Source organism: Streptomyces sp. CNT372 (genome assembly GCF_000377145.1).
On record NZ_KB897790.1, the window covers coordinates 47,210 to 58,717 of the forward strand.

Genomic DNA, 11,508 nt, shown 5'->3' on the forward strand with positions numbered 1-11,508 from the left:
GGACCGGTGCGCCCCGGACCCGCGACGCGCCCCGGCCCCGAAGCGTGCGCTCTCCGGGGCCGGCAGCCGGGCGGGCCCGGCCGTCAGCCGTTGCGGGGGCCCGGGAACGCGCCCGGGCGCTGGTCCACCGGCATGGAGCGGGCGGCCGGGACCGAGGGGAGCGGGCCCGGCAGGGTGCGGGCCGCCGGGGTGTCCGCGCCGTGCTCGACCGGGTCCACGGGCCCGGGCTGCGGCGGGGCGGCGGCCCGGCGGGAACCGTAACGGCGGTGCACGGCCTGCTTGGTGACGCCGAGCGCCGACCCGACGGCGTCCCACGAGAAGCCGAGGGAGCGGTCGAAGTCCACGGCCGCGGTCACCAGGGTCTCGACACTGTCCCGCAGTTCCTGCGCGAGGCGCACGGTCGGGGCGGGGGCCCTGCCGTAGACGACGAAGCCCGTGGACGGGCCGGAGCGGCGCGGGCGGTAGACATTGCCCAACTGGGCGGTGAGGGTGCGCAATGCGTCCACCTGCCGCCGGACCCGCTCGATGTCCCGCACCAACAGGTGCAGGCTGGCCCGGGCTTGGGCATCGTGGGTTGCGTGGTCGGCCATCGACAAGCCTCTCGAACCGGCGTTGAAAGGACCGGGCCGCGTACCGGCGGCCCGCTTCGGTCAATCTCTCTTGACCAACGCGCCAGGCGCCGATGTGGTCACGCTTCGGGGCGTATGCGCACATGCGCGGGGCGCGCGTGCTCCCGTACGCCCCCCGCGGCCCCGGGTCATAGACTGGTGAGCTGCCCGTCGCCGTCGCCGGCGGTTCCCGCCCGCGCGAGCCCGTTCCGCCCGTTCCCGCCCCCGAGAGGCAGTCAGCCACCGATGAAGCTCGTCTTCGCAGGTACCCCCGAGGTCGCCGTCCCCGCCCTGGACGCCCTGATCGCCTCCGGGCGGCACGAGATCGCCGCCGTCGTCACCCGCCCCGACGCCCCGGCGGGCCGGGGCCGGCACCTGGTCGCGAGCCCGGTCGCCCAGCGCGCGGAGGAGGCCGGCATCGAGGTCCTCAAGCCGGTGAAGCCGCGCGACGAGGACTTCCTGGCGCGGCTGCGCGAGATCGCCCCGGACTGCTGCCCCGTCGTCGCCTACGGCGCCCTGCTGCCCAAGAGCGCCCTCGCGATCCCGGCCCGCGGCTGGGTCAACCTGCACTTCTCGCTGCTGCCCGCCTGGCGCGGCGCGGCCCCCGTGCAGCACGCCGTGATGGCCGGGGACGAGATGACCGGCGCGGCCACCTTCCAGATCGAGGAGGGACTCGACTCCGGCCCGGTGTACGGCGTGGTCACCGAGCCCGTGCGGCCCACCGACACCAGCGGCGACCTGCTCACCCGTCTCGCCTTCGCCGGTGCCGGGCTGCTCGCCGCGACCATGGACGGCATCGAGGACGGCACCCTGCACGCGGTCCCGCAGCCCGCCGACGGCGTCACCCTCGCCCCGAAGATCACCGTCGAGGACGCGCACGTCGACTTCCGGGCCCCGGCCCTGCGCGTCGACCGGGTGGTGCGCGCCTGCACCCCGGCGCCCGGCGCCTGGACCGTTTTCCGGGGCGAGCGGCTGAAGCTGATCCAGCTCGCCCTGCTGCCCGACCGCGCGGACCTCGCCGCCCTCGCCCCCGGGGAGCTGGCGGCCGGCAAGAACAACGTCTACGCGGGCACCGGTTCGCACGCGGTGGAGCTGCTGTGGGTCCAGCCGCAGGGCAAGAAGCCGATGCGCGCGGCCGACTGGGCCCGCGGGACGCGGATCGCCCCCGGTGAGCGCCTGGCCACGGCGGACGTAGGCTGAGGGGGATCCACCCCACCCCGAACGCGGAGCACCTTTTGAGCGAGCAGGCCCGTCGCCGTCCCCCCAAGCCGCACCGCCGCCCCAAGAAGGATCCGGTCCGGATCCTCGCCTTCGAGGCGTTGCGTGCGGTCGACGAACGGGGTGCGTACGCGAACCTCGTCCTGCCGCCGCTGCTGAAGAAGGCCCGCGCGGGCGGCGACTTCGACGGGCGGGACGCGGCGCTGGCGACCGAGCTGGTCTACGGCACCCTGCGCCGCCAGGGCACCTACGACGCGATCATCGCCGCCTGCGTGGACCGTCCGCTGCGCGAGGTGGACCCCCCGGTCCTCGACGTCCTCGCGCTCGGCGCCCACCAGCTCCTCGGCACCCGGATCCCGACCCACGCGGCCGTCTCGGCCACCGTCGAACTGGCCCGGGTGGTCCTCGGTGACGGCCGGGCCAAGTTCGTCAACGCGGTGCTGCGCAAGATCTCCCAGGAGGACCTGGACACCTGGCTGGAGCGGGTCGCCCCGCCCTTCGAGGAGGACGCGGAGGACCACCTCGCCGTCGTCCACTCGCACCCGCGCTGGGTGGTCTCGGCCCTGTGGGACGCCCTCGGCGGCGGGCGCGCGGGCATCGAGGACCTGCTGGAGGCGGACAACGAGCGGCCCGAGGTCACCCTGGTCGCCCGGCCGGGCCGGGTCAGCGCGGCCGAACTGCTGGACGCGGTGGGGCAGGACCAGGCGCTCCCCGGGCGCTGGTCCCCCCACGCGGTACGGCTCGCGGAGGGCGGCGAGCCGGGCGCGATCGAGGCGGTCCGCGACGGCCGGGCCGGGGTCCAGGACGAGGGCAGCCAGCTGGTCGCCCTCGCGCTGGCCGCCGCCCCGCTGGACGGCCCCGACCGGCGCTGGCTCGACGGCTGCGCCGGACCCGGCGGGAAGGCGGCCCTGCTGGGCGCGCTCGCCGCCGAGCGGGGCGCCTTCCTGCTGGCCTCGGAGAAGCAGCCGCACCGTGCCCGGCTCGTCGGCCGGGCGCTGGCCGGCAACCCCGGCCCGTACACGGTGATCGCCGCCGACGGGACCCGCCCGCCGTGGCGCGAGGGCACCTTCGACCGGGTCCTGGTCGACGTCCCCTGCTCGGGCCTCGGCGCGCTGCGCCGCCGCCCCGAGGCCCGCTGGCGCCGCCGCCCCGAGGACTTCGACGGCTTCGCCCCGCTCCAGCGAGGCCTGCTCCGGCAGGCGCTGGGCGCGGTGCGCGTCGGCGGGGTCGTCGGGTACGCCACCTGCTCCCCGCACCTCGCCGAGACCCGGGTCGTGGTGGAGGACGTACTGCGCGGCCGCGGCGGACCGGCCCTCTCCGCCGAGTGGATCGACGCCCGCCCGCTGATGCCCTCGGTCCCGGCCCTGGGCGACGGCCCGGACGTCCAGCTCTGGCCGCATCTGCACGGCACCGACGCGATGTACCTGGCGCTGCTGCGCCGTACCGCCTGACCCCCGGGTGCCGCTCCGCCCGGCCCGGCGGCGCCGGGCGGGGCCGGCACCCGGGGCGATAGGTCCGCCTTGTGGTGAACTGTCGTCGGATCCCGGCGTCTTGGTCCGGACCGGATCCCGTCCCGGGGAGGGGAAGCGGCCGATAACGTGGCAGGCTTGGCACATGGCCGCACAGATCAACCCGAGCATCCTCTCCGCCGACTTCTCGCGCCTGGCCGAGGAGGCGAAGGCCGTCGACAACGCCGACTGGCTGCATGTCGACGTGATGGACAACCACTTCGTGCCCAACCTGACGCTGGGCGTGCCGGTCGTGGAGTCGCTGGCGAAGGCGACGGACACCCCGCTGGACTGCCACCTCATGATCGAGGAACCGGACCGCTGGGCACCGCAGTACGTCGAGGCCGGGGCCGGGTCGGTCACCTTCCACGTGGAGGCCGCCGCCGCCCCGGTGCGCCTCGCGCGGGAGATCCGCGCCAAGGGCGCCCGCGCCTCGATGGCGCTCAAGCCCGCGACCCCGATCGAGCCCTACGAGGACCTGCTGCCCGAGCTGGACATGCTCCTCGTCATGACGGTTGAGCCCGGCTTCGGCGGGCAGGCCTTCCTCGACATCATGCTGCCGAAGATCCGCCGCACCCGGGAGCTGATCTCCAAGCACGGCCTGGAACTGTGGCTCCAGGTCGACGGCGGGGTGTCCGCGGCCACGATCGAGCAGTGCGCGGAGGCCGGCGCGGACGTCTTCGTCGCCGGCTCCGCCGTCTACAACGCGGACGACCCGGCGGCGGCGGTGGCGATGCTCCGCGAGCAGGCCGGGTCGGTGATCGCCCGGGCACCCTGGGCGTGCGCGCACTGACGGCGCGCCCGCCCGGCGCGGGCGGGTCCGTTCACTGGATGTTGGCCCGGCAGGACCGATCAAGGACCGGTGGATCTGACAGGATGGCGGGTCCGGGGAGTGTGTACGTGTGTACGGCAGTGAGGAGATCGCGGTGACTGCTAGGCCGGCGGGACGGTCCGCCCTGCGGATGGGACCCGCCGAGCTCGTCCAGGCGGCGGCCATGGCGCGCCGTTTCTACCTGGAGGGCAAGTCCAAGATCCAGATCGCGGAGGAGTTCGGCGTCAGCCGCTTCAAGGTCGCGCGGGTGCTGGAGACGGCCCTCGAACGCGACCTCGTGCGCATCGAGATCCGGGTCCCCGCCGAGCTCGACGCGGAACGCTCCGACGCCCTGCGCGCCCGGTTCGGGCTGCGCCACGCGGTCGTCGTCGAGTCCCCCGCCGAGGCCGACGAGTCGCCCGACCCGGAGAACCTCGGCGAGGTGGCCGCCGACCTGCTCGGCGAGCTGGTGAACGAGGGCGATGTGCTGGGCCTGGCCTGGGGGCGCTCCACGATCCACATGGCCGCGGCCCTGGACCGGCTGCCGCCCTGCACGGTCGTCCAGCTCACCGGCGTCTACGACGCCGGCACCGCCGAGCGCGGCTCCGTCGAGGCGGTCCGGCGGGCGGCCCAGGTCTCCGGCGGCGAGGCGCACCCGATCTACGCGCCGATGCTGCTGCCCGACCCGGCGACGGCCGCCGCCCTGCGGCACCAGACGGGCATCGCGCGCGCCTTCGAGTACTTCGACAAGGTCACGGTCGCCTGTGTGTCCATCGGCTCCTGGGAGCCGGGCATCTCCACCGTGCACGACATGCTCTCCGACGAGGAGCGCGCGCACTACGCCTCCCTCGGCGTCGCCGCCGAGATGTCCGCGCACCTCTTCGACACGGAGGGCCGCCGGGTCGGCCGGGACCTGGGGGAGCGCTGCATCACGGTGGAGGCCGACCGGCTGCGCCGGATCCCCGAGGTGGTCGCCATCGCGGGCGGGCAGCGCAAGGCGGAGGCCATCGGCGCGGTGCTCCGCTCCGGGCTGGTCACCAGCCTGGTCACGGACACCGCCGCGGCGGACCAGCTCCTGACCGCCGAGCCCGGACCCCGCCCGGCGCTGGAGCGCGCCGACCCGGACGACTGACGGCCCCGGCCCGGGTCGGTGAACGGCCCCCGGCCCCGGTGGACGAACGGCCCCCGGCCCCCGCCCCGCGCGGGCCGGGGGCCGCACCCGTTTGGAGGATCACCATGGACGGCGCCCCCGTGACTGGAGGTTCCGCCCGGGTATGACGACCGCCGCCGCATGGGAGAATGAAGTACGTGCGTTTTCCTCCGGCCGTGCCCGCCGGGGGGTCAACTCCGATCGACTGGGATGTTCTGCACGTGCGTTTCCTCAATGACCAGAAGCCGCCGTACGACCTGACGTACGACGATGTGTTCATGGTGCCGAGCCGTTCGGCCGTGGGTTCCCGCCAGGGCGTCGACCTCTCCTCGCCCGACGGCACCGGCACCACCGTGCCGCTGGTCGTCGCCAATATGACGGCCATCGCCGGCCGCCGGATGGCCGAGACCGTCGCCCGCCGCGGCGGTCTCGTCGTGATCCCCCAGGACATCCCGATCGAGGTCGTCACCGACGTCATCTCCTGGGTCAAGACGCGCCACCTCGTCCTGGACACCCCGATCGTCCTCGCCCCCCACCAGACGGTGGCGGACGCGCTCTCCCTGCTGCCCAAGCGGGCGCACGGCGCCGGTGTCGTCGTCGACGAGGAGCAGCGCCCCGTCGGCATCGTCACCGACCACGACCTCGCGGGGGTCGACCGCTTCACCCAGCTCTCCGAGGTCATGTCCAGGGACCTCCTCCTGCTCGACGCGGACATCGACCCGCGCGAGGCGTTCAACCGGCTCGACACGGCCAACCGCCGCTACGCGCCCGCCGTGGACGCCGGAGGCCGCCTGGCGGGTGTGCTGACCCGCAAGGGCGCCCTGCGCGCGACCCTCTACACCCCGGCCGTCGACGCCGCCGGCAAGCTGCGCGTCGCCGCCGCCGTCGGCATCAACGGCGATGTGGCCGGCAAGGCCAAGCAGCTTCTGGACGCGGGGGTGGACACCCTCGTGGTGGACACCGCGCACGGCCACCAGGAGTCCATGATCAGCGCGGTCCGCGCGGTCCGGGCGCTGGACCCGCGGGTCCCGATCGTGGCGGGCAACATCGTCGCCGCCGAGGGCGTGCGCGACCTGATCGAGGCCGGCGCGGACGTCGTCAAGGTCGGCGTCGGCCCGGGCGCCATGTGCACCACGCGCATGATGACCGGCGTCGGCCGCCCGCAGTTCTCCGCCGTCCTTGAGTGCGCGGCCGAGGCGAAGAAGTACGGCAAGCACGTCTGGGCGGACGGCGGGGTGCGCCACCCGCGCGACGTCGCCATGGCGCTCGCCGCCGGCGCCTCCAACGTGATGGTCGGCTCGTGGTTCGCCGGCACGTACGAGTCCCCGGGCGACCTCCAGCAGGCCGCCGACGGCCGGCTCTACAAGGAGTCCTTCGGTATGGCCTCCGCCCGCGCCGTGCGCAACCGCACCAGCGAGGAGTCCGCCTACGACCGGGCCCGCAAGGCCCTGTTCGAGGAGGGCATCTCGCATTCCCGGATGTTCCTCGACCCCGCCCGCCCGGGCGTGGAGGATCTGATCGACTCGATCATCGCCGGTGTCCGTTCCTCCTGCACCTACGCGGGCGCGGGCTCCCTGGAGGAGTTCGCCGAGAACGCGATCGTCGGCGTGCAGAGCGCCGCCGGGTACGCGGAGGGCAAGCCGCTCCACGCCAGCTGGAGCTGACGCCCCCTCACAGCCGCGGAACCGGCCCCCGCGCGCACGCGCGGGGGCCGGTTCGCGTCCGGGCGGCAGGAGTTGGGGCAGGTCGCCGGGCGGACGCCGGAACTGCCGGAAAAACTTCGGGACCCGCGGGCATGAGGTCGCGATCCGGGGGTAGGCGCGCTCTCGCACTGGCATCGGAGCAGGGGAGGACGTAGTGTCCACGGCGAGCACGGTCCCGACCGCAGGCACGCAGACCGAGGAGCAGCGCGCGCCCGTCGCGGCGGCGCCGGACCTCCCGCTCGTGCGGAACCCGGGCGAGGTCGCACCGAAGGACGCACGTGAGATCTCACGCATCTTCTTCGCCCGCCTCGCGGAGCTGGAGGAGGGCACCCGCGAGCACCAGTACGTCCGCAACACCCTCATCGAACTCAACCTGGCGCTGGTCAAGTACGCCGCGGGACGCTTCCGCAACCGTGCCGAACAGATGGAGGACATCGTCCAGGTCGGCACCATCGGCCTGATCAAGGCGATCGACCGCTTCGAGCTCACCCGCGAGGTGGAGTTCGCCACCTTCGCCGTCCCCTACATCGTCGGCGAGATCAAGCGCTTCTTCCGCGACACCAGCTGGGCCGTGCACGTGCCGCGCCGCCTCCAGGAGCTGCGCATCGACCTGGCCAAGGCCGTCGACGAGCTCTCCCAGAAGCTCGACCACGCCCCGACCACCGCCGAACTCGCGGAGCACCTGGGCATCGACGAGGAGGAGGTCATCGAGGGCGTCGTCGCCAGCAACGGTTACACCGCCGGCTCCATCGACATGCCGATGGACGACTCCTCCGACCACACCGCCGTCCCCCTCGCCGACCGGCTCGGCGCCCTCGACGCCGACCTGGAGACTGCGGAGAACGTCCAGGCCCTCAAGCCCCTGATCGAGGAGCTGGACGACCGCGACCGCCGGATCCTGCGGATGCGCTTCGGGGAGGAGATGACCCAGGCCGAGATCGGCGAGGCCCTGGGCGTCTCGCAGATGCACGTCTCCCGGCTGCTCGCCCGGATCACCGGGCGGCTGCGCGCGGGACTGCTCGCCGTGGAGTGACCCGCGGCCCCGGGCGCCCCGCGCCCGGTCGTGAACCACGTCCCCCCCACGGCAGGTACGGCGCCCCGGCATCCGGGGCGCCGTACCTGTGTCCGGGGCCGGGCCCCGGACACAGGGCGAATCGTGCCTGGTCAAAGGCGTGTGCAACGCCCTGCCGGACCTGCGCAATGTTTCCCCGCATCCCGACGGAGTGCGCAATGATCCTTCGCGGATGAGCAATAATGGTGCATTACGGCCATGAGCTGCGTCCTCGTAGGCTCAGGCCCCGTACCAGGAGTGGCGGTGACCGTCAGCTCGGCGGTCCCTTCCCAGCGCGGGCATGTCCCCATGCCTCCGCGCGGCCGCCGTGGGTCCCCCTCTCCGACCCGCAGCGACGAAGGAGTCCCGACGTGCCCGAGCACGGCGCACCGCCCACCGCGACCGAGCGGCCGTCCTCCCCGGCGGCCCCCGCACCGGGGCCGACCGCGACGGGAATCGGCGGACGGCTGACCCGGCGCAAGCCGGTCGAACAGCTCGTCGCCGAGAGCGGTCAGGGCGAGGGCGGCGCGCTGCGCCGGTCGCTGTCCATGTGGCAGCTCACGATGATCAGCATCGGCGCCACCCTGGGCACCGGCATCTTCGTCGTCCTCGGCGAGGCCACCCCACTCGCCGGCCCCGCCGTGGCCCTCGCCTTCGTCCTGGCCGGTCTGACCGCCCTGTTCTCGGCCCTGTCGTACGCGGAACTGGCCGGGACCATCCCGGTCTCCGGCTCCTCCTACTCGTACTCCTACGCGACCATGGGCGAGCTGGTCGCCTGGATCTGCGGCTGGTGTCTGATCCTGGAGTACGGCGTCTCGGTCGCGGCCGTCGCCGTCGGCTGGGGCGAGTACCTCAACGAACTGCTGCACGGCACCGTGGGCATCACCATCCCGGAGGCGGTCTCGGCGCCGCTCGGCGAGGGCGGGTACGTCAACCTGCCCGCGCTGGTGGTCGTCCTGCTCGCCATGGTCTTCCTGATGGGCGGCGCGAAGGAGAGCGCCCGCATCAACACGATCATGGTCGTGGTGAAGATCGCCACCCTGCTGCTCTTCTGCGCCATCGGCTTCCTCGGCATCAAGGCGGGCAACTACACCCCCCTCGCCCCGCTCGGCATCACCGGCATCAGCGCCGCCGCCGCGACCCTCTTCTTCTCGTACATCGGCTTCGACGCCGCGTCCACGGCCGGTGAGGAGGCGAAGAACCCCAAGCGCGACCTGCCCCGGGCGATCATGCTCTCGCTGCTGATCGTCACCGTGCTCTACTGCCTGGTCGCCCTCGTCGCCGTCGGCGCCATGCCCTGGCAGGACTTCGAGGGCACCGAGGCGGCGCTCGCCCAGATCATGAAGGACGTCACCGGCCACAGCTTCTGGAGCGTGGTGCTCGCCGCGGGTGCGGTCGTCGCCATCGCCAGCGTCGTCTTCGCCGTGCTGTACGGACAGACCCGCATCCTCTTCGCGATGTCCCGGGACGGCCTGGTGCCCAAGGTGTTCGCCCGGGTGGACCGGCGGACCGGCGCGCCGCGCGCCAACACGGTCATCGTCTCGCTGTTCTGCGGACTGCTCGCCGCCACCATCCCGCTCGGCGAGCTGGCCAACGCCACCAGCATCGGCACCCTCTTCGCGTTCGCGCTGGTCAACGTGGCCGTCGTCATCCTGCGCTACACCCGCCCGGACATGAACCGCACCTTCAAGGTGATGCTCTTTCCGCTCACCCCGGTGCTCGGCTTCGGCTTCTGCGCCTGGATGATGCTCAGCCTCCCGGGGGTGACCTGGCTGGTCTTCGCCGGCTGGATGGCGGCGGGACTCGTGTTCTACTTCAGTTACGGCCTCCGCCGTTCCCGACTCGCCACCGCAGAGAAGTGATCCACCCGCAGTGCGACTGAACGATCTCGACGAACGCATCGTCCACGCCCTCGCCGAGGACGCCCGCCGCAGTTACGCCGACATCGGCCAGGCGGTCGGCCTGTCGGCGCCCGCGGTCAAGCGGCGGGTGGACCGGCTGCGTGCGGAGGGGGCCATCACCGGCTTCACCGTCCGCGTCGACCCGGCCGCGCTCGGCTGGGAGACCGAGGGCATCGTCGAGATCTTCTGCCGCCACAACACCTCGCCGGACGACATCCGGCGAGGGCTGGAGCGGTACCCGGAGGTGGTGTCCGCGTCGACCGTCACGGGCGACGCGGACGCCGTGGTCCAGGTCTTCGCCGCCGATATGCGGCACTTCGAGCGGGTGCTGGAGCGGATCGCGGGGGAGCCGTTCGTGGAGCGCACCAAGTCGGTGCTGGTGCTGTCGCCGCTGCTGCGGCGCTTCTCCTCCGGCTCGCCCGCGTAGCGTCGCGCGCCGGCCCGTCCCGGACCCGCCGGACGGCGGGACGGACGGGGCCTCCCGGACGGACCGGTCCTCCCCCGAGCGGCGGGGAAGTGCCTCTCCGGACCCGTTCCCGGGGTGCACGGCCGTCCCGGCCGAGGGGGGTCCCGGGGTGCGCAACGAATCGCCGCGGCGGCGCCCGACGACGCAACGGATCGTCCGGATGCGCGCAACGCTCGCGCCTTGTCCGGGCCGGACGGCGGACCGTACCTTCGTAGACGTATCCCGTACACCCCCTGTCCCGAGGTCGTCCATGCCGTCGTTGCGTACCGCCCTGCTCCAGAGTTCCGGCCGGCCGGGCGACGTGGCGGAGAACCTCAAGCGGCTCGACGAGTACGCCGGACGTGCCGCCGCGGCCGGCGCCGGCCTGCTGGTCTGCCCCGAGCTGTACCTCACCGGCTACGCGATCGGCGACGAGGTGCCCCGGCTGGCCGAGCCCGCCGACGGCCCCGGCGCGGCCGCCGTCGCCGGGATCGCCGCCCGCCACGGCATCGCGATCCACTACGGCTACCCCGAGCGGGCCGGCGAGCTGGTCCACAACTCGGCCCAGCTCATCGGCGCGGGCGGCGAGCGCCTCGCGAACTACCGCAAGACCCACCTCTTCGGCTGCTTCGAGCAGGAGCACTTCACCCCCGGCGACCGGACGGTCGTGCAGGCCGAACTGAACGGCCTGACCATCGGCCTGCTGATCTGCTACGACGTGGAGTTCCCGGAGAACGTCCGGGCGCACGCGCTGGCCGGCACCGATCTGCTGCTGGTGCCCACCGCGCAGATGCACCCCTTCCAGTTCGTCGCCGAGTCGATGATCCCGGTACGGGCCTTCGAGAGCCAGATGTACATCGCGTACGTCAACCGCACCGGCCCGGAGGGCGAGTTCGAGTTCGTCGGCCTCAGCTCCCTCGCGAGCCCCGACGGGGCCGTCCGCACCCGCGCAGGGCGCGGCGAGGAGCTCGTCCTCGGCGAGGTCGACACCGAGCTGCTGTCCGCCTCGCGCGAGACCAACCCCTACCTCCGGGACCGTCGCCCCGGCCTGTACGGCTCCCTGAGCTGAGCCCACAGGAGAGCCGGCCCGGCTCGCGCCCTCCCGCCACCCGC

At 73.6% G+C, this 11,508-nt stretch carries 10 protein-coding genes; 9 read left to right on the top strand and 1 reads right to left on the bottom strand.

What is annotated here, in order from left to right; genetic code table 11:
• Window positions 1–83 precede the first annotated feature (83 nt).
• Window positions 84–590 (bottom strand): hypothetical protein, encoded by a 507-nt coding sequence (locus C593_RS0125170; protein ID WP_026278059.1) that lies wholly within the window; start codon window positions 588–590, stop codon window positions 84–86.
• Between the two features lie 264 nt (window positions 591–854).
• Between C593_RS0125170 and fmt the strand changes: the two genes are divergently transcribed.
• The 9 genes from fmt to C593_RS0125215 all read left to right on the top strand — a co-directional run bounded on the left by fmt (window position 855) and on the right by C593_RS0125215 (window position 11,464).
• On the top strand, window positions 855–1,808 hold the full coding sequence (gene fmt / locus C593_RS0125175) for a methionyl-tRNA formyltransferase (protein WP_018850098.1): 954 nt from the start codon (window positions 855–857) through the stop codon (window positions 1,806–1,808).
• Window positions 1,809–1,843: 35 nt separating this feature from the next.
• Window positions 1,844–3,277, top strand: a complete 1,434-nt coding sequence (locus C593_RS0125180; protein WP_018850099.1) for a transcription antitermination factor NusB — start codon at window positions 1,844–1,846, stop codon at window positions 3,275–3,277.
• 163 nt (window positions 3,278–3,440) lie between these two features.
• Window positions 3,441–4,127: a ribulose-phosphate 3-epimerase gene (gene rpe / locus C593_RS0125185; RefSeq protein WP_018850100.1), complete on the top strand. Its 687-nt coding sequence runs from the start codon at window positions 3,441–3,443 to the stop codon at window positions 4,125–4,127.
• 109 nt (window positions 4,128–4,236) lie between these two features.
• Window positions 4,237–5,277: a sugar-binding transcriptional regulator gene (locus tag C593_RS0125190; RefSeq protein WP_106434750.1), complete on the top strand. Its 1,041-nt coding sequence runs from the start codon at window positions 4,237–4,239 to the stop codon at window positions 5,275–5,277.
• A gap of 239 nt (window positions 5,278–5,516) precedes the next feature.
• Window positions 5,517–6,959: a GuaB1 family IMP dehydrogenase-related protein gene (locus C593_RS0125195; RefSeq protein WP_018850102.1), complete on the top strand. Its 1,443-nt coding sequence runs from the start codon at window positions 5,517–5,519 to the stop codon at window positions 6,957–6,959.
• Between the two features lie 193 nt (window positions 6,960–7,152).
• A complete protein-coding gene (locus C593_RS0125200) occupies window positions 7,153–8,031 on the top strand; it encodes an RNA polymerase sigma factor SigF (RefSeq protein WP_018850103.1) in 879 nt (292 codons plus the stop codon).
• Window positions 8,032–8,420: 389 nt separating this feature from the next.
• The gene (locus C593_RS0125205) at window positions 8,421–9,911 is read left to right on the top strand and encodes an amino acid permease (RefSeq protein WP_018850104.1); all 1,491 of its coding nucleotides are present in this window, start codon (window positions 8,421–8,423) and stop codon (window positions 9,909–9,911) included.
• A 10-nt stretch (window positions 9,912–9,921) separates the two neighbouring features.
• Window positions 9,922–10,377 (top strand): Lrp/AsnC family transcriptional regulator, encoded by a 456-nt coding sequence (locus C593_RS0125210; protein WP_018850105.1) that lies wholly within the window; start codon window positions 9,922–9,924, stop codon window positions 10,375–10,377.
• A gap of 289 nt (window positions 10,378–10,666) precedes the next feature.
• Entirely contained in the window at window positions 10,667–11,464 is a 798-nt protein-coding gene (locus C593_RS0125215) for a carbon-nitrogen hydrolase family protein (protein WP_018850106.1), read from the top strand.
• The last annotated feature ends 44 nt before the right edge of the window (window positions 11,465–11,508 follow it).

Bases quoted from the DNA above. Each gene is read 5' to 3' on its own strand.
- C593_RS0125170 (WP_026278059.1), bottom strand. From the start codon at position 590: ATGGCCGACCACGCAACCCACGATGCCCAAGCCCGGGCCAGCCTGCAC.
- fmt (WP_018850098.1), top strand. From the start codon at position 855: ATGAAGCTCGTCTTCGCAGGTACCCCCGAGGTCGCCGTCCCCGCCCTG.
- rpe (WP_018850100.1), top strand. From the start codon at position 3,441: ATGGCCGCACAGATCAACCCGAGCATCCTCTCCGCCGACTTCTCGCGC.
- C593_RS0125215 (WP_018850106.1), top strand. From the start codon at position 10,667: ATGCCGTCGTTGCGTACCGCCCTGCTCCAGAGTTCCGGCCGGCCGGGC.